Source organism: Syntrophotalea sp. (assembly GCF_050253115.1).
Lineage (GTDB): Bacteria > Desulfobacterota > Desulfuromonadia > Desulfuromonadales > Syntrophotaleaceae > Syntrophotalea > Syntrophotalea acetylenica.
In genome coordinates this window covers 1-25,676 of the sequence record NZ_JBFWJQ010000029.1, presented here as the reverse complement: position 1 = coordinate 25,676, position 25,676 = coordinate 1, and the positions used below count along the sequence as shown (strand labels likewise).

General features: G+C 59.5%; 26 protein-coding genes. 24 read left to right on the top strand and 2 right to left on the bottom strand.

All coding sequences use genetic code 11. The features are described from left to right. The first annotated feature begins 361 nt into the window (after positions 1-361). The 8 genes from AB7E65_RS05025 to AB7E65_RS04990 all read left to right on the top strand — a co-directional run bounded on the left by AB7E65_RS05025 (position 362) and on the right by AB7E65_RS04990 (position 6,786). The gene (locus AB7E65_RS05025; RefSeq protein ID WP_320360769.1) at positions 362-1,666 is read left to right on the top strand and encodes a pyridoxal phosphate-dependent aminotransferase; all 1,305 of its coding nucleotides are present in this window, start codon (positions 362-364) and stop codon (positions 1,664-1,666) included. Between the two features lie 22 nt (positions 1,667-1,688). Beyond that, complete coding sequence (locus tag AB7E65_RS05020) at positions 1,689-2,708, top strand: HD-GYP domain-containing protein (protein ID WP_320360770.1); 1,020 nt, start codon at positions 1,689-1,691, stop codon at positions 2,706-2,708. Positions 2,709-2,830: 122 nt separating this feature from the next. Beyond that, positions 2,831-3,073: an AtpZ/AtpI family protein gene (locus AB7E65_RS05015; RefSeq protein ID WP_072286560.1), complete on the top strand. Its 243-nt coding sequence runs from the start codon at positions 2,831-2,833 to the stop codon at positions 3,071-3,073. Further along, entirely contained in the window at positions 3,060-3,446 is a 387-nt protein-coding gene (locus AB7E65_RS05010) for an ATP synthase subunit I (protein ID WP_072286559.1), read from the top strand. The genes AB7E65_RS05015 and AB7E65_RS05010 overlap by 14 nt, the downstream gene beginning before the upstream one ends. Then, positions 3,443-4,072, top strand: a complete 630-nt coding sequence (locus AB7E65_RS05005) for a cyclase family protein (protein WP_072286558.1) — start codon at positions 3,443-3,445, stop codon at positions 4,070-4,072. The genes AB7E65_RS05010 and AB7E65_RS05005 overlap by 4 nt, the downstream gene beginning before the upstream one ends. A gap of 103 nt (positions 4,073-4,175) precedes the next feature. Next, positions 4,176-4,694, top strand: coding sequence for a BCAM0308 family protein (locus tag AB7E65_RS05000; protein WP_320360771.1), 519 nt, complete (start codon positions 4,176-4,178; stop codon positions 4,692-4,694). A gap of 102 nt (positions 4,695-4,796) precedes the next feature. Further along, a complete protein-coding gene (locus tag AB7E65_RS04995; protein ID WP_083568932.1) occupies positions 4,797-5,324 on the top strand; it encodes an archease in 528 nt (175 codons plus the stop codon). Between the two features lie 19 nt (positions 5,325-5,343). After that, entirely contained in the window at positions 5,344-6,786 is a 1,443-nt protein-coding gene (locus tag AB7E65_RS04990; RefSeq protein WP_320360773.1) for an RtcB family protein, read from the top strand. Between the two features lie 20 nt (positions 6,787-6,806). Here the strand turns inward: AB7E65_RS04990 and AB7E65_RS04985 are convergent, their stop codons facing one another. Further along, the gene (locus tag AB7E65_RS04985) at positions 6,807-7,235 is read right to left on the bottom strand and encodes an iron-sulfur cluster assembly scaffold protein (protein WP_320360774.1); all 429 of its coding nucleotides are present in this window, start codon (positions 7,233-7,235) and stop codon (positions 6,807-6,809) included. A 160-nt stretch (positions 7,236-7,395) separates the two neighbouring features. Next, a complete protein-coding gene (locus AB7E65_RS04980; RefSeq protein ID WP_320360775.1) occupies positions 7,396-7,836 on the bottom strand; it encodes a DoxX family protein in 441 nt (146 codons plus the stop codon). 211 nt (positions 7,837-8,047) lie between these two features. On the opposite strand from AB7E65_RS04980, the gene AB7E65_RS04975 reads away from it, so the two are divergent. The 16 genes from AB7E65_RS04975 to AB7E65_RS04900 all read left to right on the top strand — a co-directional run. Continuing rightward, on the top strand, positions 8,048-10,603 hold the full coding sequence (locus AB7E65_RS04975; protein ID WP_072286553.1) for a helicase C-terminal domain-containing protein: 2,556 nt from the start codon (positions 8,048-8,050) through the stop codon (positions 10,601-10,603). Positions 10,604-10,715: 112 nt separating this feature from the next. After that, positions 10,716-11,666 carry an ADP-glyceromanno-heptose 6-epimerase gene (rfaD, locus tag AB7E65_RS04970; protein WP_320360776.1) on the top strand — a complete coding sequence of 317 codons (951 nt, stop codon included), beginning with the start codon at positions 10,716-10,718 and terminating at the stop codon, positions 11,664-11,666. A gap of 74 nt (positions 11,667-11,740) precedes the next feature. Beyond that, on the top strand, positions 11,741-12,328 hold the full coding sequence (locus AB7E65_RS04965; RefSeq protein ID WP_072286551.1) for a class I SAM-dependent methyltransferase: 588 nt from the start codon (positions 11,741-11,743) through the stop codon (positions 12,326-12,328). Beyond that, positions 12,319-13,083 (top strand): NRDE family protein, encoded by a 765-nt coding sequence (locus AB7E65_RS04960; protein WP_072286550.1) that lies wholly within the window; start codon positions 12,319-12,321, stop codon positions 13,081-13,083. The genes AB7E65_RS04965 and AB7E65_RS04960 overlap by 10 nt, the downstream gene beginning before the upstream one ends. Before the next feature lie 101 nt (positions 13,084-13,184). Beyond that, positions 13,185-15,554: an endopeptidase La gene (gene lon, locus AB7E65_RS04955; RefSeq protein ID WP_407058548.1), complete on the top strand. Its 2,370-nt coding sequence runs from the start codon at positions 13,185-13,187 to the stop codon at positions 15,552-15,554. After that, on the top strand, positions 15,551-16,543 hold the full coding sequence (thiL, locus tag AB7E65_RS04950; protein WP_072286549.1) for a thiamine-phosphate kinase: 993 nt from the start codon (positions 15,551-15,553) through the stop codon (positions 16,541-16,543). Before lon ends, thiL begins: the two co-directional genes overlap by 4 nt. Positions 16,544-16,712: 169 nt before the next feature. Beyond that, a complete protein-coding gene (locus tag AB7E65_RS04945) occupies positions 16,713-17,993 on the top strand; it encodes a methyl-accepting chemotaxis protein (RefSeq protein ID WP_428745385.1) in 1,281 nt (426 codons plus the stop codon). Further along, the gene (locus tag AB7E65_RS04940; RefSeq protein ID WP_320360777.1) at positions 17,990-18,436 is read left to right on the top strand and encodes a chemotaxis protein CheW; all 447 of its coding nucleotides are present in this window, start codon (positions 17,990-17,992) and stop codon (positions 18,434-18,436) included. The genes AB7E65_RS04945 and AB7E65_RS04940 overlap by 4 nt, the downstream gene beginning before the upstream one ends. Beyond that, positions 18,433-20,226 (top strand): chemotaxis protein CheA, encoded by a 1,794-nt coding sequence (locus tag AB7E65_RS04935; RefSeq protein WP_428745384.1) that lies wholly within the window; start codon positions 18,433-18,435, stop codon positions 20,224-20,226. Before AB7E65_RS04940 ends, AB7E65_RS04935 begins: the two co-directional genes overlap by 4 nt. Then, complete coding sequence (locus AB7E65_RS04930; RefSeq protein WP_072286545.1) at positions 20,217-20,966, top strand: LolA family protein; 750 nt, start codon at positions 20,217-20,219, stop codon at positions 20,964-20,966. Before AB7E65_RS04935 ends, AB7E65_RS04930 begins: the two co-directional genes overlap by 10 nt. Before the next feature lie 169 nt (positions 20,967-21,135). Next, a complete protein-coding gene (locus AB7E65_RS04925; RefSeq protein WP_072286544.1) occupies positions 21,136-21,621 on the top strand; it encodes a YajQ family cyclic di-GMP-binding protein in 486 nt (161 codons plus the stop codon). A gap of 59 nt (positions 21,622-21,680) precedes the next feature. After that, complete coding sequence (gene rimO, locus AB7E65_RS04920; protein WP_407058549.1) at positions 21,681-23,018, top strand: 30S ribosomal protein S12 methylthiotransferase RimO; 1,338 nt, start codon at positions 21,681-21,683, stop codon at positions 23,016-23,018. Positions 23,019-23,044: 26 nt separating this feature from the next. Next, the gene (locus AB7E65_RS04915) at positions 23,045-24,043 is read left to right on the top strand and encodes an FAD:protein FMN transferase (protein ID WP_320360782.1); all 999 of its coding nucleotides are present in this window, start codon (positions 23,045-23,047) and stop codon (positions 24,041-24,043) included. Then, positions 24,043-24,420 carry a NusG domain II-containing protein gene (locus AB7E65_RS04910; protein WP_320360786.1) on the top strand — a complete coding sequence of 126 codons (378 nt, stop codon included), beginning with the start codon at positions 24,043-24,045 and terminating at the stop codon, positions 24,418-24,420. Before AB7E65_RS04915 ends, AB7E65_RS04910 begins: the two co-directional genes overlap by 1 nt. After that, a complete protein-coding gene (locus AB7E65_RS04905) occupies positions 24,401-24,934 on the top strand; it encodes a Gx transporter family protein (RefSeq protein ID WP_072286541.1) in 534 nt (177 codons plus the stop codon). The genes AB7E65_RS04910 and AB7E65_RS04905 overlap by 20 nt, the downstream gene beginning before the upstream one ends. 35 nt (positions 24,935-24,969) lie before the next feature. Continuing rightward, the coding region (locus tag AB7E65_RS04900) for an ABC transporter transmembrane domain-containing protein (protein ID WP_428745383.1) at positions 24,970-25,676 on the top strand (707 nt) is incomplete at its 3' end.

The following is a 25,676-nucleotide window of genomic DNA, read 5'->3' as shown; positions in this document are numbered from 1 at the left end:
TGTTGGGCATCATTTATCTGACACTGAAGAACAAGTGGGTCTTTGAGGACTTTCCGAATTTCGTCCTGAAAGAGAGCTGAAAACAGAACCTTACAACCAAGAAGAGTAGATTTCTTTCATAGGAGAATATCCCATGATTTACCTTTTGGATCGGCGGATGGTTCCGGCACAGGCAGAGCGAGCGAAGAGCAGGGCGGCACAAGGCCGCGCCGGTGCTCGTTGTCTTGCTGTCTGAATTTCCGGGAAGTCGGGGATATCCTGCAGTAAGGCCATGAGATTTAAGCGCTCATGGCTTTTTTATTTGGTGTTTGATGTGTCGTTGATGCGAACCGGGGCCTAGGAAGGGATAGCGGTCAGATTTATGAGAAACGATATCGTACATATCGGTGCGGGTGAGTTGACCTATGAAATTCGCGCTATCGTCGAGATAGCCGATACGCTCCAGCGGATGGGAATCAAGATCAATATGGAGAATATCGGCGATCCCGTGGCCAAGGGTGAGAAAATCCCCAAATGGATGAAGAAACTGATTGCCGACCTGGTTATGGAAGACTGTTCCTACGGATATTGTCCGACCAAGGGGGTTCTGGAGACCCGTCAGTATCTGGCGGAACGCACCAACAAGCGGGGGAAGGCGCAGATCACCTCCGATGATATTCTGTTTTTTAACGGTTTGGGCGACGCCATCCAGAAAGTTTATGGTTTCCTGCGCCGGGAAGCACGGGTCATAGGGCCGTCACCGACCTATTCAACCCATTCTTCGGCCGAGGCCGCGCATGCCGGGCAACGTCCGATCTCCTATCGCCTGGATCCTGACAATCACTGGTATCCGGATCTGGACGACCTGCGCCTGTCCGTGAAATACAATCCGGCGATTTCCGGTATCCTGATTATCAATCCGGACAACCCGACCGGCTCCGTTTATCCTGAAAGAATTCTTCGGGAAATGATAGCCATCGCGCGGGAATACGACCTGTTTGTCATCTGTGACGAGGTCTATCTGAATATCGTTTACAACGGACAGTCCACCAAGCCCCTTTCCGATCTGATCGGCGATGTGCCCGGCATGGCGTTGCGCGGCATCAGCAAGGAAGTCCCCTGGCCCGGGGCGCGCTGCGGATGGATCGAGATCTATAATGCCGATCGGGACCCGGTATTCAAGCGCTATGTCCAGAGCATTCTCAACGCCAAGATGGTGGAGGTCTGTTCCACCACCTTGCCGCAGAAGGCCATACCCCACATTCTGAGTCATCCTGAGTATCCCGCTTATCTCGACGAACGACGGGCACGTTACGAGCATTGTTCGAACATCGCGTATGAAATCCTTAAAGACGTGCCCCGCACCAAAGTCAACCGCACCAACGGCGCTTTTTACATGAGCGTCGTGATAAAAACCGAATGTTTGACCCACCAGCAGACTCTTCCCATCGAAAACCAGGAGGTTCGGGCTCTCGTCGAGCGACTTGTCAACCAGGCCGGGGTCTCCCTTGACAAACGTTTCGTTTACTATCTGTTGGCATCAACGGGTATTTGTGTGGTTCCCCTGTCGTCTTTCTGCACTCGGGAAATGGGTTTCCGCATCACTTTGCTGGAACGCAATGAAAAAGAGTTCAGACGTATTTTCCAGACCATTGCCGAAAGCATAACCGCTTATCTGGAGTCCTGATCCTTACAGGAGTTGATCGCCATTGGATTTAACTGGAGATCCTGATAATCCGAGGTTGTCCGATGCCGGGAAAGCCCCCGAGGGGGTGGAAATTGCCGCTGAAGAATCGTTTTTTTCCGTAAACGTCGATATCCTCGATTGCGTTGACAAGGCTCCGTGCGATCTATATCGGCGCAACGCAAGCGGCCAATACGTACTGCTGGCGTCCCGGTCCAGCACCCTGGACCGGGACGCCACGAAAAGATTGCAGTTTTTTGGCATTGGCCAACTGTTCGTGCACGGGCAGGATTCGGGATGTTTCAGCCGCATATTGCGCACCAGGCTCGATGAAATCGTCAAGAATCCCCACATTGAGGCGTCTGTCAAGGCGAGAGTGGTGCAGGCCAGTTGCCGGGACGCCATGCGACGTGCCTTCGATGATCCACGAGGTCCTTTCATCAGGCAAGCCTGCGATATGATCGTGCCGACGGTCGATCTGATTGTTCAGAGCGATCAGGCCACCCGGTATCTGATACAGTTGACCTCTTTCGACCACGCCACCTATGTTCATTCCACCAATGTCGGAATTTTTGCGGTGGCCCTGGCGCGGCTGTTTTTCGGTCTGGACAGGGCACACGACATGCACAACCTGGGCATGGGGTTTTTCCTCCATGATCTCGGCAAATGCCGGATTCCCATTGAAATTCTCAACAAGCCGGGCCCGCTGACCGAGCAGGAGCGGCAGGTCGTGAATTGCCACGTGGAGGAAGGGTTCCGGATCCTGGAAGAAAACGGCATCATTACCGATGAAGCCCGCACCATTACCCTTGAGCACCATGAGAAAGATAACGGTAAAGGGTACCCCCGCGGAAAGATGGGGGCGGATATCCATCCCTATGCGCGTATTTGCCGCATCGCCGATATCTATGAAGCGCTGACCGCTGAACGGCCCTATCACCGCAGGCGCTCCACCTTCGACGCTCTGCGGATTATGAAGGAGCAGGAGGTGGCGGATGTGGACAAGGCCTTGTTTGCGCATTTTCTGCAATTGTTCGCGGGCTGAATCCCGGCTGCTGTATTCATGCGAGGGCGGTTTTTTCCGAAGACACGGTTCTTTATTGCTCCGCCTGTGACGAAGATCGGGTAAGCGGTTGGTCTTAGCATTTTTCCTGGAAAAATTCGTATATGGCTGAAGACAGACAAAAGCTGATAAGGTCCATCGGCTTTCTCTCCGGGGTCGGCATTTCGATGGTGGCCGCGACATTGATCGGCCTGGCCATGGGGTATTATCTCGATCGCTGGCTGGGGACTTCTCCGTGGCTGACCCTGGTGTTTCTCGGTTTCGGAATCGCCGCCGGTTTTCGCAATATTTTTATTCTTACGCGGCGGGAATTGCGCCGGCAGAGCGAAGAAGATGGCCACCGGTGACGATCATCTGATCAGGGAGCTGGCTTGCAGAAACTGGATTATTCTCTGCGTCATGCTTGCGGCGAGCCTATGGTGGCGTTCGGCGCCGATTGTCCTGGGCGTGCTAGGTGGGGGGCTGCTGGTGATTGCCGGTTTCCACTCGTTGCACAGATCACTGGTTCGTCTGCTCCTGAATCGGGGTCGCCGGTCCGTCATCGTATTTTTCTGCGCTACGCCTTTCAGGCTGCTGGCAATTGCTTTGGTCATATCTGTTCTGGTCGGGCCGTTGGGGGTTCATCCCCTGTCTCTGGTGGCAGGCCTCTCAGTGGTGGTTATCAACCTGATGCTTACAGCCGTGATGCGTGTTTGGACCTGCAAAAGAGAGAATCCATGAGCCACCCTCCCCAGCTTTTCGATATCAGCGTCTCCCTTCATCCGGCTCTCCCCGGGTTTCCCCAGGATCCTCCCTGCCGCATCGCCTCTGTCGCTGCGCAAGCGGGGGGGTTCCATGTCAGTCAATTGTCCTGCAGCAGCCATGTCGGTACCCACCTCGACCTTGCCGGGCATGCGGGGTTGTGGGGGTATACCGGTTCCGACCTGCCGCTGAAGGCGCTTATCGGTCCCTGTCGTGTGGTCGACCTGCGCCACGTTTCAGGATTGATCGGCGCGGAACATCTGCGGTCCTTGGATCTTGCCGAATGCCGGCGATTGCTTCTTAAAACCAACAATTCGCATCTTTGGCAGAAGCCCGGGTTTTGCATGGACTACCAGTCTCTGGGTCTGGATGGCGCACGCTTTCTTGGCGATCTCGGTATCGAGCTGGTTGGCATCGATTATCTTTCCATCGAGGCCTGGGATGGGGACGGCGAAGTACATCACCGTCTGCTTCGCGATGGAGGAGTGATCCTTGAAGGCCTGGATCTTTCCGCCATCGATGCGGGGGCCTACGAACTTATCTGTCTGCCATTGAAGCTTGCCTGTGCTGATGGCGCTCCCTGCCGGGCACTTTTACGCCGGTAATCCCTGCCGGAAAATCCAAACGCTCTCTTTTCCCACAAGCCCCATCCGGATGCTATACTCAATTGTAGGGCGACCTTAACAATTCTTGGAAAGGGGTTAGTCTATGCGAAAAGAATCCGGAAAGTTTGGCATCGGTGACAAACGCGGTCGCTGCGAAACCAGTTCCGACCCCTATGTTCAGGCCGAAGGCTTGCCGGAGCCGACTCTCTGTCCGGGGTGTCAGGCTGTTTATCGCCATAAACGCTGGTATCTCGACGCGCAGGCCTACGAAGCGCTGGCCAGGGATGCGAAAGTGGCCAGGCAGTTGTGCCCGGCTTGTCGGAAAATCAAGGACGGGTATGCCGAAGGATATGTGACCCTGGGCGGCTCCTATCTGTGGGCACACGAAGCGGAGATCCGCAATATACTCAGAAACGAAGAAGCCAAGGCCATGGCAAAGAATCCCCTGGAGAGGATCATTCGCATGGATCGCGATGGTGACGAGCTGGTGATCGAAACGACCGAGGAGAAACTTGCCGAACACCTCGGTCGTGCTCTGAATAAAGCGCACCAGGGAGATCTGAAGGTTGTCTGGACGGACGATCACGCCATTTGCCGTGTTAGCTGGCAGCGTGAAAAATGAAGGCATTCTGAAGGTTCGATTCACGGTGGTTTTTCAGGAATTCGACCCACGCATGTTTGCCATTACCCCTGAAAAAGCGCCAGGCCTCGCAGGTTGAAGTTTATGCTTGGCATCGAGCGGTTGTTGCCAGAGGGTATCAGGGGTGAGTCCATGAATTTTCAACAAAAGGCGCGACACATTCCGTGTGCAAATTGCGGACAGCACACCAAGAAAGGCGGCAGGGCCGCCTTTCGGCTTTTGGAGCACACGGCCGACATGGGGATCGAAGCGGTTGCCCCCACCTGCGACGAACTCTTTGTGCAGGCCGCAAAGGCCTTGCTCTCCATTCTGGCAGGCCAGGGGCGGGCTTTTGGAGACGTTCAGGAACGGACCATTGAAGTGACAGCCGGCGACATGGAGGAACTTCTTGTCGTTTGGCTGAATGAGTTGCTGTTCATGATACAGGCAAGAGGCCTGTGGCCGCTGGATATGGCTGTGGTCCGTATTCATGCAGGGGCTTTGGAGATGCGCCTCAGGGTTGTTCCCCTGGCCGCCAATCCGGAACGGGAGATCAAAGCGGTCACTTATCACCACCTGCTGGTGACACATCGCCACGGCCAGTGGCGGGCGCGTGTCTATCTCGATTTATAATCTTTCGAAGGTAATCGCCATGACAGTCAAGGTGCAACAGCTCGATGCTTGTCGCTGGCGCCTACCGAGGGAAGGTGCCATGCGCACTGATGGCCTGGTTTTCGCCAACCGTGCCATGATGGCCGCCCTGCAAAAAGAGCAGGCTCTGGAGCAGGTGCGCAATGTGGCGACCTTGCCCGGTATTGTGGGGCCATCACTGGCCATGCCCGACATTCACTGGGGATACGGCTTTCCCATTGGTGGCGTGGCGGCCTTCGATGCCGATGAAGGCATCGTTTCGCCCGGCGGGGTCGGTTACGACATCAACTGCGGGGTACGTTTGCTGCGGTCAAATCTCCAGGCGCAGGAATTGCGTCCCTGTCTGCAGCAACTGGCCGATGCGCTGTTTCGCAATGTGCCCTCCGGGGTCGGCTCGCATCGGCGGGATCTCAGGTTGACCTTGGCGCAAGAGCGCAAGGTGCTGCAGCAGGGGGCGCGCTGGGCGGTAGCCCAAGGCATGGGCAACGAACTGGATCTGCAGCACATCGAGGACGGCGGATGTCTTGCCGGAGCCGATCCTGACCTGCTTTCGGAGCGGGCTCTGGAGCGGGGCCGCGACCAGCTCGGGACGCTTGGCAGCGGCAACCATTTTCTGGAAATCCAGATGGTGGACGAGATTCGCGAACCACGTCTGGCCGATGTACTCGGCCTGTTCCCAGGGCAGGTGACGGTCACTATCCACACCGGCAGTCGCGGACTCGGTTATCAGGTCTGCGACGATTATTTGCGCATTATGCTGCGGGCCGCAGCCAGATACGGCATTTCCCTGCCAGATCGGCAGCTGTGCTGCGCGCCGCTGAACAGTCCGGAGGGCCGCCAGTATCTCGCCGCCATGGCCTGCGCGGCGAATTTTGCGTTTGCCAACCGGCAACTGATAACCGCCTGGGTGCGCGAATCCTTCGAGCAGGTACTGCATCAAAGTGCAGCCGCCATGGGTCTGTCGGTGATTTATGATGTTTGCCACAATATCGCCAAATACGAGCAACATGTCGTTGCCGGTGTCCCGCGCCGACTGTGCGTGCACCGCAAAGGTGCTACGCGGGCCTTTCCGCCGGGGCATCCCGACGTTCCGGCATGTTATCGCGCCATCGGCCAGCCGGTTCTGATCCCCGGTGACATGGGGCGCTATTCCTATGTGCTGGTCGGCACCGCTGCCGGTTTTGAAGAGACATTCGGCTCCACTTGCCACGGTGCCGGAAGGTTACTGTCGCGGCATGCCGCAAAAAAATTGGCATCGGGGCGTCGCATCGAGGAGGAGCTTGCCGCCCGTGGCATTGTTTTGCGGGCTGCCGGGCGCGGTACCGTGGCCGAGGAGATATCCGAAGCCTATAAGGATGTCACGGAGGTGGTGGAGGTGGTGCAGCAGGCCGGCATCGGCCGCATTGTTGCCAGACTGCGGCCGCTCGCGGTTATCAAGGGGTAGGCTGCAGGGTTTTTTCAGCCTCAGTCTCCCTGGTTTGAGGGACCCTTTGCGTCGTGCCCGGCGTTGATGACGGCCTCGGGTTCCCTGTCGCCGGCGAGGTAGACCCTCAGGGCCGCCTTGAGGGCGCCTACCGCCAGGTTGGAGCAGTGCACTTTTTGTGGAGGAAGCCCACCCAGGGCAATGACGACATCTTTTTCGGTCAGCTCCAGGGCTTGTTCCACGGTGAGGCCGATGCTCATTTCACTGGTGATGGAGGCGGTAGCAATCGCCGCGGCGCAGCCCATCACCTTATATTTCATGTCGGTGATGACCCCCTGTTCGATTTTCAGGAACACCAGAAGACAGTCTCCGCAGGCCGGGTCGCCATACTGGATGGCAACACTGGGATTATCCAGATAACCGACGTTGCGTGGTTGATTGAAGTGTTCCATGACGAGTTTGCTGTACATGCGCGTGCCTCTCGGGAAAGCCTGGATAAAGCGTCGTGCTTTTCGCGTTCAGACTCTCGATCTTAAAAAACATAAGCCTGCGGGTCAAGCTGTTCGCTGTCGGTGAAGTCCCTCATCTTCTGTTTTGGGGGGCCTGGCATCACGCCCGCCTGGTTTTGTTTCAGCGGCTCAATAATTGGTCAATGGAGGCCCGGCCGCCGCCGCGGATCATCAAGGCCAGGGTCATGCCCATGACCAGCAGATGGTATTCAATCCCTTCCCCTGGCTGGTTACCGCTCCAGTTCATGAAAAACCCGTTCTGCCAGTGAACCAGCCAGAGGGCGCCGGTCATGACAGCAAACAGGCCGAAGGCCGCGACGCGGGTCAAAAAACCGATCAACAATGCCATGGCGCCAAGAAATTCGGCGGCAATCACCAGGTACGCCAGCAGCACGGGAATGCCGAAGGTGGCTGTCAAGAAACCTATCGTTGCATCCATGCCATGACCACCGAACCAACCCAGGGCTTTCTGGGCGCCGTGAGGAAAAAAGACGCATCCCAGAACGATTCGCAATACCAGGCTGGCCGTGTTGTTATCGGTTCTGCACAGGGAAAGATACATGGTTGTCCTCCTCGGTCTGCATCGATGGTTGCCGGCTTTGGTTCAAGGATGTTTATGTTTGCCGATGAAAACATGTTAGCAATGTATCATTCCCGAACGGCCTGTCAACGACCGCACGGTCTTGAAGCCGCCGGTTTTCAACCTGGGTCGGACTTTCTTTTTCGCAGCTACTTTCCTATAATGGCCAGCAGTTGACCTGGGAGAGCAGAGTATGCTGAAGACCTTTACATCCGATGTTGTTGAAACCATGCGCCAGGCCATCTCCGAAGCCGGTGGGCGGGAAGTCTTTTTTCGTGGGGTCACCGATGCGGAACTGCGGATTGAAAAGGTTCGGGTGCTTGCGCGGGGCAACGCCGATGCCGTGCCTGCCGTTATTCAGGACTGCGATTATGGTGAAGTCGTTATCCACAACCATCCCTCCGGAAATCTGGAACCATCCCTGGCCGATCTGGAAATCGCTTCGCGACTGGGGGCGCTCGGAGTTGGTTTCCTGGTTGTGGATAACCCTGTGGAACATGTGTATAAGGTGGTGGAACCCTTTGCGCCGCGTCAGCTCAAGCACCTGGCGCCGGAAAGTATTGCCGCGCTGCTTGGTCCAGGCGGGGTGGTGGCCGCAACCCTGTCCGGTTACGAGGAGCGGCCGGAACAGCTGCGCATGGCCTTTGCCGTCGCCGAGGCGTTCAATCGTGATCAGTTGGCGGTTATCGAGGCCGGCACCGGCACCGGCAAAAGTCTGGCCTACCTTGTGCCAGCCATACTCTGGGCGCTGGACAATGAAGAACGGGTGGTGGTGTCGACCAACACCATCAATCTTCAGGAGCAGCTGATCCGCAAGGACCTGCCCTTTCTGCAGCGGGCTACCGGGCTGAAGTTTCGTGCCGTGCTGGTCAAGGGCCGGAACAACTACCTGTGCCGCCGACGGGCTGAAACCGCGCGGCTGGAACCGGGGCTGTTCGACAGCGAATCGAATGCGGAATTTGCCGCGATTCTCGAATGGGCGGCTGCCACCCATGAAGGATCCCGTGAGGAACTGTCCTTTCAGCCGCGCGCCGAGGTGTGGGAAGAAGTGCGTTGCGAGGCCGACCAGTGCGCGCGGGTGCGCTGCCATCAATACGGAAACTGCTTTTTCCATCGGGCCCGTCGCCAGGCTGCCGGGGCCGATCTTCTGGTGGTCAATCACGCCCTGCTGCTGTCCGACCTGGCCCTGCGCCAGCAGACTGACAATTACAGCGCCGCTGCCGTGTTGCCGCCATTTGATCGCATCGTTATCGATGAGGCGCACCATCTCGAAGATGTGGCGACCCACTATTTCGCCTGTCAGGTAACCCGTTTCGGTTTTGCGCGGGTTCTGGGAAAATTACGGCACTTTCGAAAACCGGACAAGGGTTTGCTGCCACGGTTCATGCATCAGCTGGCCCGGGAGCTTCCGGATACCGAGGATGCGGTTTATCGGCGTTTTTACGAAATGGTGGAGACTCTTTCCGGAGACTGCCATGCTCTATACGAACGTGCGCTCCAGGTTCTCGAAGGGGTTGGGCTCGATCTGGTCGCGACCTTTGGCGGCGGAATTGGCCACGAAGAACTGCGCCAGCGCGTGGTGCCGGAACTCAGGACCGGCGAATTCTGGCCTTCGGCGGTTGATCGCCTGCGGGAGCTGGCCGCCGCCACCGGAGACCTGGCCCGGAAGCTTGACGGTCTGTTGAAAGACAGCGAGACCCTGCCCGAGGCAGTGGCGGACAAGCTGATCTCGCCTCTGACCGACCTGGGCGGCGTTGCCGACCGTTTGCATGCCATGGCCGCCGACCTGCGATTTTTCATCGCCTGCGACGACCATACCTGTGCCTGGTTCGAGGTGGCCGAGGGTCGCATCGGCCGCGGTCGCGGCCTCATCACCCGCTTATGCGCCGCCCCGCTTGAGGTTGCCGGGCAGCTCAAGACCGGCCTTTATGACCGGTTTCGCAGCGTGGTGCTGACCAGTGCCACCCTGGCAGTCGGACATACTTTCGACTATCTTGAAAACCGCATCGGGCTCGACCGTGTGGCGGCGGGCCGGGTGCGGGAATTGCTGCTTCATTCCCCCTTCGATTTTGCGCGCCAGGCTCTGGTCGTGGTGCCGGACGACGTTCCGGAGCCGGGCCGCACCGGTTATCCGGGCATGGTACGCGACTTGACGGAACGCGCGGTGGTGGCAGCCGATGGCCGCAGCTTCGTGCTTTTCACGGCTTACGGCCTGCTGCGGCAGGTGCATGGCGAGTTGGCGCCTGTGCTGCAGGCACGGGGCATTCACTGTCTGCGCCAGGGGGAGGAAAACCGCCATCGCCTGCTTAAAACCTTTGCCGGGGATCCGTCCAGCGTACTGTTCGGCACCGACTCCTTCTGGGAAGGTGTCGATGTGCCCGGGCGCGCCCTGGAACAGGTCATCATTACACGCCTGCCGTTCAAGGTGCCCACCGAGCCGGTGCAGGAAGCCCGAGCCGAAGCGATTGCGGCGGCGGGCGGTGATCCATTCATGGGATATACCGTGCCGCAGGCCGTGATTAAATTCAAGCAGGGCTTCGGCCGCTTGATCCGTCATCGTGCGGACCGCGGCGTGGTCCTCATTCTTGACAGCCGCGTGGTCAACAAGGGCTATGGGCGGATGTTTTTGCGGTCGCTCCCCGAAGTGCCGGTGGCCAGAGGCTGTACCGAGGATGTCATGCGCGTACTGGCGGATTTTCTGACGCCACCGGCCGCGGAAGGCAGTCCCCTTACACCGGTTCCGGCCTGATCCGGCCGCTTTTGCTTGCACCGTCGTCGACCCCATGCTAGAAGACGAAAATGCCGGGCGATCTGCCGACGTCCGCAGTGCGGCACAAACACTGGACAAGGAGAAAATATCTATGATCATTGTCACCGGCGGCGCCGGTTTTATTGGCAGCAACATTGTTCAGGCTCTCAATGCGCGGGGGCGCGACGACCTGCTGGTTGTCGACGACCTGACCGACGGCACCAAGTTTGCCAATCTTGCTGATGCGCGGTTGCATGACTATCTGGACAAGGATGAATTTCTGACCCGCATCTCCTCCAAAGAGGTCTTCGGCGAGCGCGTCGATGCCATCATTCATCAGGGCGCCTGTTCCACCACCACCGAGTGGGATGGCCGCTACATGATGCAGACCAACTATGCCTATTCCAAGGCGCTGCTGCACTATTGCCTGGAGCGGCGCATTCCTTTTCTGTATGCCTCCAGCGCGGCAACCTATGGGGGTGGGCAGGTGTTTCGCGAGGAACCTCAGTTCGAGCGGCCGCTCAACGTGTATGGCTATTCCAAGGCGCTGTTTGACCAGTACGTGCGGCGTTTTCTTCCGCAGGCCCGCAGTCAGGTGTCGGGTTTCCGCTATTTCAACGTCTACGGCCCCCGCGAGCAGCACAAAGGGAGTATGGCCAGCGTTGCTTTTCATTTGCGCAATCAGCTGCAAAAGGATGGCCGTGTCAGGTTGTTCGAAGGCTGCGACGGCTTCGGCGACGGGGAGCAGCGCCGGGATTTCGTTTATGTGGGGGACGTTGTGGATGTCAACCTCTGGTTCCTCGATCATCCGGAAGTCTCCGGGATTTACAACGTCGGTACCGGCCGCAGCCAGACCTTCAACGATGTCGCGCATGCGGTACTGAAGGCACACAACCACGGCGAACTGCAGTATGTGCCGTTTCCCGAGCATCTCAAGGGGCACTACCAGAGTTTTACCGAAGCGGATCTGAGCCGCCTGCGCGCGTCCGGTTACGATGGGTGCTTTCGTACCGTGGAACAGGGTGTGGCGCTTTATATGGAGTGGCTGCAGCAAAACGGCTAGCCGGAACCTGATGGCGCAGCGCGGATTGCCCGACCTGGCAAAAATACTTAATTTTGAGGCGTTCAAAACCGGATATGGCCAATGACTGGAATCAAATCTGGCGGGAACGGGCCCACAGCGAACGTAATCCCGACCCCTGGCTTGTGCGGAGCCTGCACCTGTTGCCGCCGGCCGGTCGGGTGCTTGATCTGGCCTGCGGGCGCGGGCGCAATGCGCTGTATCTGGCCATGCGAGGGTATCGGGTGACAGCGGTCGATGCCTCCGCCGAGGCCCTGGCGCAGGTCGATGCCGAGGCGCGGCGGCGCGGCCTGCATATCGATACGTTGCAGCAGAATATGGAAGACTGCCCCATCCTGGATTTGCCGCCGTTTGATGTCGTTATGCAGTTCTTTTATCTGCAGCGCTCCCTGTTGCCCGAACTGCGGCGACTGGTGCGTCCGGGCGGATTTATGATCGTGCGCACTTTCAGCCGCGCGGGGGCGTTCCCCGGGGGGCCGGGGAATCCGGCTTTTGCTCTCGATCCCGGAGAATTGCCGAAATTGCTCGATGGCTGGCAGATACTGATGCACGAGGAGGGAATCGACCAGGCCCATCGAGGCGGAAGCCTTGCCGGTGTCGTGGCACGCCGACCGCTGCCGGAAGCGTGTGGCAGATGTGCCTGATCGTCGTGGCGCACAGAGCGCACCCCGACTATGCCCTGGTGCTCGCGGCCAACCGGGACGAATATTATCGGCGGCCGACGGCCGCCGCCGCATTCTGGTCCGATGCCCCGCAGGTGCTGGCCGGGCGCGATCTGCAGGGCGGAGGCACCTGGCTCGGGGTGACCAGTCAGGGACGCTGGGCGGCCCTGACCAACGTGCGCGGTTCGCGGTCCGTTTCCGCTGCGCCGTCCCGCGGCCTTCTGGTGAGTGGCTATCTGCGGGGCGACGAGGCGCCGCGGAACTACCTGGAACGCATAGCCGCACAGGCCCACCGTTACGCCGGGTTCAACCTGCTGGCTGGAGACAGTCGCACGCTGGCCTGTTTTTCCAATGATGATGGTGGCCTTCAGGTTTTGGCTCCGGGTTGTTATGGGCTCAGCAATCACCATCTGGATACCCCCTGGCCCAAGCTGGAACGGGCCAAAAACCGGGTAAAGAAGCTTTTGGCGCGACCGGATTTTGATCCCGGACAGCTATGGAAAGTGTTGGCCGACCGACATTTACCCCCGGCCGAGGCCTTGCCGGAAACCGGCCTGCCCGGTTATATGGAACGGGCTCTTGGCGCTATTTTTGTGCATTTGCCCGATTACGGAACGCGTTGTTCCACTGTGTTGGCAATCACGTACGACGGCCATGTCAGTCTTATCGAGCGTCGTTTCGGTAAAAATGGCCATATCGAGGGGGAAAGCCCTTTCCGCTTCATGGTGCACAACTGACAGCGCTGCCGGTGTCAATCACCAAGGGTGCTCCATGATGAATCCTCCACATTACGGCGATGCGGTTTTCTCGCCGCGACTTCTCCGCCTTTTTGCCAACCCTGGAATCGCCCAAGGAGAAAACCTTGCAACAGCCCATTCGAGATTTTGATATTCCTGCCCGGGTGCCTTTGCTGCCAGTGCGGGACGCCGTCGTTTTTCCACATATGATTCTGCCCCTGTTTATCGGCCGCAGTCAGTCGCTTGCCGCTGTCGAACAGGCTTTGGCCGGGGATCGCATGATCATGCTTGCCGCCCAGAAGGAACTCGGGCAGGAAGATCCCACCGCTGACGATATTTATTCCATCGGCAGCCTGGCCTTGATCATGCGATCTTTCAAGCTGCCCGATGGACGCAGCAAGATTCTCGTTCAGGGTCTTGCCAAGGCGCGAATTGTCGACTATCTGGCCGACTCGCCCTGCTTTACCGTGACCATCGAAACGCTGGAAGAGCCGGTCGCAGCGGCAGCGGACCTTGAGGTCGAGGCCCTGATGCGCAGCGTTCGCGAACAGCTGACCGAATTGCAGGGTCTGGGCCGCACCTTTCCCAACGATATGCTGGTTGCCGCGGAAAATATCGAGGATCCCGGCAGCCTGGCTGACGTGGTGGCCAGCAATCTCGGGCTCAAGGTCGCGATCGCCCAGCAGTTGCTGGAAGAAACCGGAGCGTCGAGTCGGCTGCAGCGGGTCAACGATCTTCTGGTTCGGGAACTGGAGCTGGTAACCACCCAGCACCGCATCCAGAGCCAGGCCCGTGACGAGATGGGCCGTTCCCAGCGGGAATTTTTCCTGCGCGAGCAGCTGCGGGCGATTCAGGCCGAACTCGGCGAAGCCGATGCCAAAGCGGAGGACCTGCTGGAACTGCGGGCCCAGCTCGACAAGGCGCGATTGCCCGCCGATGTCGGCAAGGAGGCCCGCAAACAGCTGCAGCGCCTGGAAACCATGCCGGTCGAAGCGGCCGAGTATTCCATGCTGCGCACCTACCTGGAATGGCTGGCCGAACTTCCCTGGCAGACCGGAACCCGTGACAGCATCGATCTGGCCGGGTCCCGCGTCATTCTTGACGAGGATCACTACGATCTGGAAAAGGTCAAGGAACGTATTCTGGAATTTCTGGCGGTGTGCAAGCTCAAAAAGAAACTGAAAGGCCCGGTGCTGTGTTTTGTCGGCCCGCCGGGGGTCGGAAAGACCAGCCTCGGTAAATCGATAGCCCGCGCCCTGGGTCGCAAATTTGTGCGCGTTTCCCTCGGCGGATTGCGCGATGAGGCGGAGATTCGCGGCCATCGGCGCACCTATGTGGGCGCCCTGCCCGGGCGTATCATTCAGGCAATGAAGCAGGCCGGCAGCAACAACCCGGTTTTCATGCTGGATGAACTGGATAAGGTCGGCGGCGCCGATTTCCGTGGCGACCCGTCCTCGGCGTTGCTGGAATTGCTCGATCCCGAGCAGAATCATGCTTTTTCCGACCATTACATCCATTTGCCCTTTGATCTTTCCAAGGTTCTGTTTATCGCCACGGCCAACGTTCTCGACAGCGTCCCTTCAGCGCTCAGGGATCGCCTGGAAGTGATACGCCTGGCCGGTTACAGTGCCGAGCAGAAACTTGCCATAGCCCGACGCTACCTGATTCCCAGACAGTTGGAGGCCAACGGTTTACAAACGGGCGATCTTGATTTTTCAAACAACGCTCTGCATCGCGTGATAACCGAATATACCGCCGAGGCCGGCTTGCGAAACCTGGAACGGGAAATCGGCAGTATCTGCCGCAAAATCGCGCGACGACGGGCCGAGGGTAATTCGCGCCCGGTGCGGGTGAGCGGCGCCACGGTGGCCACCTATCTTGGTCCGCCCCGGTTTGCTGACGAGGACAAGCTGGGTTGCCACGAGACAGGCGTGGCTACCGGACTGGCCTGGACCGAAGTTGGCGGTCAGATTCTGCATGTCGAGGCCAGCGCCATGCCCGGTAGCGGCCAACTGCATCTGACCGGTCAACTTGGCACGGTTATGAAGGAAAGCGCCCAGGCCGCCCTCAGCTATGCCCGGGCCCATGCCGAGCAATACGGCATCGATCCCGATTTTCACCACAAGATCGATGTGCACGTTCATGTTCCGGCCGGTGCCATCCCGAAGGATGGCCCGAGCGCCGGCGTCACGATGCTTACCGCGCTGGTTTCGATTCTCTCCCGGCGACCGGTCAATCGTGAGGTGGCCATGACCGGAGAAATCACTCTGCGTGGCCAGGTGTTGCCCGTCGGCGGGGTCAAGGAGAAGCTTCTGGCCGCAGTGCGGGCCGGCATGCAGGTCGTGGTGCTGCCACGGCGCAACCAGAAGGATCTGGCGGATGTGCCCGCGGCGATGAAGCGCAAGCTGCGGCTGGTTTTTGCCGACCGGGTGGAGGATGTCCTGGCGGCGGCCCTGGAGGAAAGGGCATGAGACTTTCGGAGCTTGGCGAGTTCGGTTTCATTGAACGTATCCGTGCCGCTGCAGTAACCGGCGAGGGGGTCTGTCACGGCATCGGCGACGATTGTGCGGTTCTTGAATTGCCTCGTGGCGAGCGTCTTCTGACCAGCAAGGATCTGCTCATCGAGGGAATCCATTTCCAGCGTTGCTGGACCGACAGCCGTCGCCTGGGCCGCAAAAGTGTGTCGGTCAACGTCAGCGATATCGCGGCTATGGGTGGTCGGCCGCGCCATCTCTACCTTGGCCTCGGGGTTCCGGCTGACTTCCCGGTGGAAGAACTGCAATTGTTCATGGATGGTTTTCTTGAGGCCGCCGCGGAATACGGAGCCTGCCTGGTTGGCGGCGATACCTGCCGCTCCCCGGGACCGCTGCTGATCAGCGTGACCGCCGAAGGCGCGGTTGCGGCAGGCCGGGAGGTGCGCCGTGCCGGTGCTGCGCCGGGACAGGCCATATACGTCTCCGGCACCCTGGGAGACAGTGCCCTGGCTTTGCATCGGCATACCGCCGGCCAACCGCTCGACCCCTGGCTTGCCTCCCGACATCACGATCCCGTGGCCCGCGTTGCCCTGGGGAAAGCTCTGTCGGAAAACGGTCTGGCCCGCGCCATGATCGATGTGTCCGATGGCCTGCTTGCCGACCTTGGGCATATTCTGAAGGCGTCGAATGTCGGTGCCATGCTGGAAGAATCCTGCCTGCCTCTTTCCGGGCCTTTCCAGTCTGCCCTGGCGTTGGAACCGCAGCTCTTGCCGCTCGCCCTGAGCGGTGGCGAAGATTATGAGCTGCTGTTTGCCGCGCAGCCGGAACAGGAGGGTGCCTTGCAGGCTCTGGCCAATCAACTGGCGGTGCCGATTACCCGAATCGGCACCATAATTCCGGCTGGTGAAGGGCTTTGCCTGCGCAATGCTGCCGGGGAGGTGCGGGCGGCCGATCGCCGAGGTTTCAATCATTTTGCCGGGGGCTGACCGGCGCCTTTTTCGGAAACGGGTCGTAAACCTTAAAGCCGCCGGTAACGTCCTAGCAGCAGCCACCGGTCGGCTGGAACGATCCTTGCCCGAAACCGAAAACAATCAGGACGTTTCAAGCCGCCCGGCCAGGTGGTCTGCCACTCGCCCGCGTCAAAGGAGCTGGTCGATGAGAGTTGAAATTACCTACAAATTCATCATGGGGTTCATCATCGTGGTCGCCTCGATCGTGGCTCTGAACTATCTGGTTCCGGCGGCAGGGCTGGTGCCGCATTATATGGAACAGGCTCTTTCGACAGCCTGTGCCCTGCTGGTCGGCCTGTTGCTCGGGTGGATTTTTTCAAAAGCATTCACGGCCAATATTCTCGTTCTTAAAACAGCGGCAGGGCGCATCAGTGGAGGCGATCTTTCCCAGACTGTGTGTCTGCCCAGCAATCTGCTGCCCGACGAAACAGCGGAACTGGCCGAGTCCCTCAATCTGGTGACGGTCAACTTGCGGGAGCTGGTTGGCTATATCCGTTCTTCTTCCTTGAGGGTCGCCGAAGAAGCGCAGGGCCTTGCCGCCATGTCCCAGCAAGTCATGGCTTCGGCCCATGAGGTGAACGGTGCCGTGGAAATGATAAGCCGCGGAGCGGAAACCCAGTCGGCCATGGTGGAACAAGCCTCCGATCACTTCCGGCACATGACCCTGACGGTCGAGCAGGTTGCCGATGCCGCCCGGGCAGCGGCCGGTGCCGCGAATGAAACCATGCACACGGCGGAACGTGGCGGCCAGGTGGTGAATGTCGCCATGGGCAAGCTCGGGCAGGTTTTTGACGGTGTGGAGCAGCACGGCCAGCAGATGCTGTCCTTTAGCGCCCGGGTGCAGAAGATTGGAAAGGTGGCCGATCTCATAACCGGTCTTTCTCAAAAAACCAATCTTCTGGCGCTCAATGCATCCATTGAAGCGGCGCGTGCCGGAGAGCACGGCCGGGGCTTCACCGTAGTTGCCGAGGAAATCTGCAAACTGGCCGATTCGTCGGAACGGGCCATGGCGGATATTATGGCCATGATCGAAGTATTACAGGACGAAAGCGTCCGTATCCAGGCAGATCTGAAAGAACATGTGGCGGACATGGGCGCGGGTCGCTCTGCCGTACGTCGGACAGGCCAGGCGTTTGAAGAGATTGTCACCACGGCCAAGCTTGCCGGGGAGCGGGCGGAGGCCATCAGCATGCTTTCCCGGAAGCAGGTCGAAGAAGTTGGAAAAACGGCCGATGTCGTCGAAGAGATCGCACGCGTGGTTACGGAAAATGCCGCCGCCAGCGAGGAAGCCTCGGTAGCCAGCGAACAACAGTCGGCCGCCATGGAGAATCTGGCTCTGTCGGCCCGAAGCCTTCATGCTCTGGCCGAAGACCTGCAAGGGCGGGTCAGCCGTTTCCAGCTTGGACTTTCGCGGGAACAGGAATGAATCAGACTCTGCTTCTGACATCGGGATCATCGCTGTTCGGCCTTGCTGTGAAGGATGTAGCAGAGGTTCTCGATCCCCGGCCGGTATATCCGGTGCCGCGGGCGCCGTCATGGGTGCTGGGGGCGGTTGGCCGGCACGACAGGGTGTTGCCGGTGATCGATCTGGCATGCCTGCACGGAACCCGCCAGGGGGAGAAGGGGCAGATCGTGGTGTTGGACGGGGGGCGCCTGTCCCTGGCGGTCACCGTGGTGCATGGCCTGACGCAGCGCGGGTTTGGGATGCCGGGCGCCCTGCATCTTCCCTGGGTGGTTGAAATGTTCATCTGTTCCCGGGGTCTGGCCGGCCTGATCGACCCCGGTGCCTTGACGGATTTTCTGAAACAGAGTCTGCTCGCCGCCCGTTGCTTTTTCGGCGATTCGCTGGCGGCCTGGGAGGGCCGATGATGGCGCAGGAGTGCAAGCAGATTTTTCTGGCGGAAAGTCAGGAGCATCTGCTCAACGCCAGGACCTGGCTTTCGGTGCTGGCAGGTGACCCTCAAAACCGGCAGGTCCTCGATGATCTGTTTCGTTGCCTGCATTCCATCAAGGGCATGGCAGCCAGTCTCGGTTATCGACGCATGGCGGACATGGCGCATGTCATGGAAGATGGTCTTGATCGTTTGCGCCGTTCAGACAGTCTGCCAAAGGAGGCTCTTGGACAGTTGTACCGGGGGCTCGATTATCTCGACGGTAAGCTGACCGACGCGGCGGCCGGCAAGCCGGATGCCGCCGATGGCACCGACGGCGATGGTTCGCGTGGGGCGACCCTTCATGCACTGGTGATCCGCATGCCGGGCGCCAGCTGCTGTCAATGGCTTTTATTGCTCAACGAGTTGATGCGGCTGGGAAACCTGGAAGTCTGCCGGCCCGACCCTGACGCCATCGCCGGGGGGATCCTGCCGCAGGAGTTGGAAGTTGAGTTGCGTGGGGTTGTTGACCGGGAACAGATTGAGCGCCGCTGCCGAAAGATCCATGAGAATCTGCGAATAACAGATCGCACGAAATCGATATCGATGCCTGCCTTGTCCCTGCAACAGGGTGTCGGCGAGAGCACGGTGCGCATCGCGACCCAGGTGCTGGACCGCTTGGCAGGACTGAGCGGAGAGCTTCTGACAGTGCGTCACCGACTGCAAGAGGCGCTGCGCCTCGGGCAGCCGGAGGCGATTGAAGGCAGCTGCCAGCAACTCGACCATTTGCTTGCCGTGTTGCGCCGGCAGGTGCTTGATGCGCGCATGGTGCCGCTGGAAACGATCACAGCGCCGCTTTTCCGGCAGGTCAGGGAATCGTGCCGCGTCACGGGAAAAAAAATCCGCCTCAACCTGATCGGCACCGAAGTGCGGCTGGACCGGGCTATTCTGGAAGCCCTATCCGAACCGCTGCTGCACATGGTTCGCAATGCTGTGGATCACGGGATTGAAGACAGCGGCACCATCACCATCGCGGCGCGTCGCGACCATGACCGGATAACCCTTGATGTCAGTGACGACGGGCGCGGCTTCGATATGACGGAGCTGGTTCGTCGTGCCCGCCAGGAAGGTCTGCTGCCGCCATCCCGGGAAGCGAAGCTGGACGCCGACCAGATGCTCAAAGTCCTCTGCCTGCCGGGCTTCACGACCTCTGCGGCCATTACCGAAACCTCCGGTCGTGGCATTGGCATGGATGTGGTTCGTCATACCGTCGACAAGCTCGGCGGTTCGCTCGAAATTCTTTCCGGACCGGGCGAGGGAGCCAGCTTTCGCTTCATCCTGCCGCTGACCGTTGCCATTTTACCGGTTCTTTTGGTGGAATCGGCAGGGAGGACGCTGGGCTTGCCGCTGATGTGGATTGAAAAAACCATGGAGGTGCCACGACAGGCTTTGCATCCCGCCAATGGAGGATATGTCGCCGACCTGGGGCCGCGGCAACTGCCGGTTTTTCCTCTCGCCGGATTGCTGGGGCTTTCCCCGGCCTCGAAGCCTTGCGCATCGACGGTCGTCTGCGAATTAAGAGGCGGGCATGCCGGTCTTGCGGTGGACACGATCATCGGGCAGAAGGAGGTCTACGTCAAACCATTGCTTTTCCCGCTGGATTGCGTCCCGGGATTGACCGGTTCCACCATTCTGGGGGATGGTCGTGTAATATTTTTGCTCGACCCAGGCAGCCTGCTGTCGAGCCAACACGGGGTAGTTTTTCAAGGAGAGACATCATGCATCTGAACTTTCTGGCGCCAATGGCGTTCCTGTTGGCACTGATCGGGCTGGTCGCACCCTGCGCTCAGGCCGCGCAGACCAGCCTGGAGACCGTTGTTGCCGCACTGCAGAAGCCGTTTCAGCCGACAACCCGGCAGAACCGCATTCGGGATTTTCAGGCCCGCTTCACCCAGGAAGCCTATCTGGGATCCCTGGATCAATTGCAGACCGCCAGCGGACGGGTGGTGGTGAGCTTCGCCGACCAGCAGACGCCAGTGGCTCGTTTTCGTTGGGAATACCTGCAACCGGATCCGCAACTGATCGTTTCCGATGGCCGTACGCTCTGGGTTTATGTTCCCGAAAACCGGCAGGTTATCGAGTCTCCCGTGCCGGCAGGCGCACAGGCCGGAGAGGACAATCCGCTGGCTTTCCTTACCGATCTGGGCAATCTGTCCCGCCAGTTCACCATAAGCTGGGGTTCCCCACGGAAAAGCCCGGAGGGGCATTTCCGGCTGGTTCTGCAACCGCGGCAACCGTCCGCGTATATCGAGAAGCTGGCGGTGGAGGTGGATAAAAACGTGGTGGCCGGCAAAACGGGCTATCCGCTGCTGACGGCAACCCTTTTCGGCACCGGCGACAACCGCACCACCGTGCGTTTCAGCGAGGTCTCTCTCAACCGATCCCCGGCACCTTCCTTATACCGGTTCAGTCCGCCACCTGGCACGGAAATCATACGGCCCGGCAAGGGCACAGCCTTCGAGCCATGACATCGAGCGGCCCGCAAAGGGGGAGTGAATGGTGTTCCAGGTTTCTATGGCGGGGGCGCCGGTGTTGGCCTCCCTTCGGCTCGGGAAATCACTAATTTCTTTTCCTGCCATCCGGGCTGTGATATAAGCCATTGATCATCCAAGAATTTTCTGCAAGAAGGGACAAAACATGCCGAGTTTTGATATTGTTTCCAAAGTCGACATGCAGGAGATCGACAATGCCGTCAACCAGACACGCAAGGAAATTGCCCAGCGCTACGATTTCAAGGGCACGCACAATGAAATCGATCTGGACAACGAGGCCATTGTTATGCTGGGTGCGGATGATTACAAACTGGAGGCCGTAATCGACGTGCTCAAGGGCAAGCTGGCCCGGCGCAACGTTTCAGCCAAATGCCTAGATTTCGGCAAGAAGGAGCCGGCTTCCGGCGGCGCGGTGCGGCAGAGGGTCTCGATCATACAGGGCGTTTCCAAGGAAAAAGGCAAGGAAATCATCAAGCTTGTCAAAGACAGCAAACTCAAGGTCCAGGCCCAGATCATGGAGGACCAGGTGCGGGTCTCGGGCAAAAAAATCGATGATCTGCAGGAAGTCATGCAGCTTCTCAAAGGGCGGGATCTTGGCATCGAATTGCAGTTCGTGAATATGCGCTCCTGATCCGGCACAAGGCGCCGGACCTGAAGGAATCAAAAATTGTGAAAAAACGCAAAGTCAGTATGATCAGCCTTGGCTGTCCGAAAAATCTGGTGGATGCCGAGGTGATGCTGGGGCATCTGCCGCCGGACCGTTTCGAAATCGTCACCGACGAGGCCGAGGCCGACATCATCATCGTCAATACCTGCGGTTTCATCAGCGACGCCAAGGAAGAGTCGGTGGAAACCCTGCTGGAAGCCATCGAATGCAAGAAATCGGGGCGTTGCAGCCTGCTGATCGTTACGGGCTGCCTGTCGCAGCGTTATCCCGAGGAACTGGCCGTGGAAATGCCGGAGGTCGATATCCTGCTCGGCACCGGCGAAGTGCCACGCATTCTTGAGTTTATCGAGGCACACGATCGCGGGGAAGCGGTCCGCCAGTCGGTAGGGCTGCCGCAATACCTTTATGACCATGCCACGCCCCGGGCTGCGTCTTCTCCGTTCTATTCGGCCTATGTGAAAATCGCCGAAGGTTGCAACAATCTCTGTTCCTACTGCATTATCCCGCAACTGCGCGGTCCGCTGCGCTCTCGCTCCATCGCTTCGGTAAAGGCGGAAGTGCAGAGGCTGGTTGCGTCCGGGGTGCAGGAAATCAATCTCATAGCCCAGGATATCACCGCTTTCGGCGCCGATCGTCATGACGGTGCGCACCTGGAGGGTCTGTTACGTGAGCTGGTAACGATTCCCGAGCTGCACTGGCTGCGGCTGTTGTATGCATATCCGGACGGTATCACCGACGGGCTTATCGAACTGGTGGCGACGGAAGACAAGATCTGCAGCTACTGCGATGTGCCATTGCAGCATATCGACGATCGTGTGTTGGCGAGCATGAATCGCCGGGTCGGGGAAGACGCCATCCGCGACCTGGTCGCGCGTATGCGCCGGCGCATCCCTGACCTGACCCTGCGCACCTCCTTTATCGTCGGATTTCCCGGTGAGACGGAGGCCGAGTTTGCCAAGTTGCTGGCGTTTGTCGAGGAGGGGTATTTCGACCGGGTCGGGGTGTTCCGCTACTCCCGCGAAGAAGGGACCCCGGCGGCGGCACTGCCGGGCCAGGTGCCCGAGCGGGTCAAACAGAGCCGCTACAATAAACTGATGAAGGCGCAGCAAAGGGTCTCTTTCCGGCGCAACCGGGCTCTGGTCGGACGCATCGAGCCGGTCCTGGTTGAAGGGTACAGCGAAGAGACCGACCTGCTGCTCAGCGGCCGCAGCGTCCGGCAGGCTCCCGATGTCGATGGCCAGGTCTATATTACCGCCGGGCAGGCCGATATCGGGCAGATCGTGCCGCTGCGCATTACCGATTCGTCCGAATACGATCTCATCGGGGAGATCGTCGACGAGTTCCCGCCACTGTCAACCTGACCTGTTCCTGTTTCGGAGGACAAGCCTTGTCGCCCTGGCGCCTGCTGGTCATTGGTGTTTTGTGGATTGGCGTCGCCGCCGCCTTCTGGCATGTGGTGCAAAACAGGGAACAACATCCCTTAAGCCGAACCCGCCTGTTGCTCGGAACGGTGGTGGAGATCACAATCTACGATGAACGGCCGCAGCGGTTTGCCGACAGCGTCGATGCCGCTTTCCAGGAAATGGCCCGCATTGAAAGTCTGACCAGTTTTCACCAGCCCCAAAGCGATGTGACGCGCCTGTCCTCGACCACAGGCACTTTTGCTGCCGCACCGGAAGTTCTTGAAATCCTGAAGCAGGGATTAAAAATATCCAGAGCCAGCGATGGCGCCTTCGATATGACGCTGGGACGGCTCAAGGCGCTGTGGGGGTTTGGCTCGCCGCATCCGCGGCGGCCGGCTCCGGAGGATATCAGGGAGGCTTTGCAGGGGAGCGGCAGCGAGGCCCTGTCCATCGAACAGGGGCGTGTCCTCAAGCATACCAATGCCCGGATCGATCTGGGCGGTATCGCCAAGGGCTATATCATAGACCGTGCGGCGGCGCTGCTGCAGCGGGCAGGTGTGCGCTGTGCCGCCATTAATGTCGGCGGCGATCTGCGGCTCATCGGTCGTCGCGCTGTTCCCTGGCGCATCGCCATTCGTCATCCCCGGCACAGCGATGCGCTGCTGGCCACCCTGGTTCTTGCCGAACCTTTGGCAGTAGTCACCTCCGGGGATTACGAGCGGTTTTTTGAACAGGGCGGGGTGCGTTACCACCATCTGTTCGATCCGGCCACGGGCATGCCCGCCAATCGCTGCCGCAGCGTTACCGTCGTTTCGCCGGAAGCCGCTCTGGCCGATGCCCTGGCGACGGCAGTATTCGTTATGGGGCCGGATGCCGGGCTGGCGCTGCTCGAGCGTTATTCCCGAACCGGCGGGCTGGTCGTCGACGCTGCGGGAGTTGTTCATGTCAGTCGCGGCTTGCGCAGTCAAGTGGTCTGGCCGTGATGGCCCGGAAATGCTTCACCCTCTGGGATTGTCTGGTCGTAGCCGTCCTCCTGATCACCGCCCTGGCCTCCTGGTTGCTCATGCCGCACGCCGACGGTGCAATGGTGATCGTCGAACGGCAGGGGCGCGTGCTGTTCAGGGCCCCGCTCCACTGCCGGCGCGAGGTTAGTCTGGACGGGCCTTTGGGCCCAACGGTGATCAGCATCGAGAACGGTTGGGTCCGGGTTAAGAACTCTTCCTGTCCGCGGCATCTCTGCCAGCACCACAAGGCCATCCGCCGGTCTGGCGAGATGCTGGCCTGTCTGCCCAACGGGCTTGTGATCCGGGTCGCAGGTCCGGTGTCGGTCCCGGAGCCTTATGATTTCCTCAGCCATTGACCGTCTGCGGGCCCGTCGCGAGGCTCTTCTGGCACTGTTCAGTGCGTTGGCCATCGCCATCCATGCCTTTGAGTTTTTGCTTCCCTCCCCGGTGCCCTGGTTGCGGCCTGGTTTGGCTAATATCCTGACACTGTGCGCCCTGTTTCTGTATGGGGGCCGTGCCGCATGGCTGGTGGCGCTGACCCGAATCTGTCTTGGCGGGCTGCTCCTCGGGACGCTGCTGTCGCCGACCTTTTTTCTGGCGTTAAGTGGCGGCGTGGCGGCAACCGCCATGATGACCCTGGCGCACATGCTCGCCGGCGGGCGACTGGGCACGGTTGGCATTTCAGTTCTGGGGGCCGCCGGGCATATTCTCGGTCAGTTGCTGATGGCCGCCTGGCTGCTGCGGCATCCGGGCGTGTGGCGTCTTTTTCCGCCGCTGCTGATGCTGGCCGTGGTAACCGGAGCCTTCAACGGCCTCGCTGCCGATCTGCTGCTGCAGCGGCTGCGGTTGCGTCTGGCGCGGTGTCCCTGATTCCGCTGAGCCGATTTTTTCGAGAGGAGGCCTGCATGCGCCGCCTGCTGTTTTTGCTGCCTTATCTGAAAACCTACCGGGCGCTGCTGCTTTCGGGTCTTGTCTGGCTGCTGCTGACGGATTTGCTTGGCTTGTTGATCCCCTGGCTGATCAAGGAGGGGATCGACAGCGTGCAGATGGCTCGATACGGGCAATTGACCACTGTCGGCGGGCTGCTGGCAGGGGCGGCGCTGGTGCGCTTTGTGACGCGCAGCTGGTCCCGGTATCCGTTTCTGCATGCCGCCTGTCGTCTGGAAAACGCTCTGCGTCACGATCTTCTGAATCGTTTGCTTGCGCAGAACGGGTCTTTTTTCGATCGCTTTCGAACCGGAGATCTTTTATCGAGGTTCACCAACGATATCAACAACTTGCGGACCCTCGCAGGGTTCGGGCTGATGATCTTCGTCAACACTCTGGCTGTATATGGCATGACCCTTGTCGTTTTGCTGCGCATGTCTGCACCTCTGACACTGGCGGCTTTGCTGCCGTACCCGTTGTTGCTGCTGCTGACCCGCTATCTTTCGACGCGTCTGCAGACCGCCTCGGCACGGGTCCAGATGGGCCTGGGGAAGGTCAGCGAAGCTCTGGAAGAAGGCATCAGCGGGCAAGCCGTGATCCGCAGCAGCGGCTTGCAGGCCCTGCGCGCCGACCGATTCGATGGGCACAATAACGATTATCTGGATGCCAGCCTCAGCCTTGCACG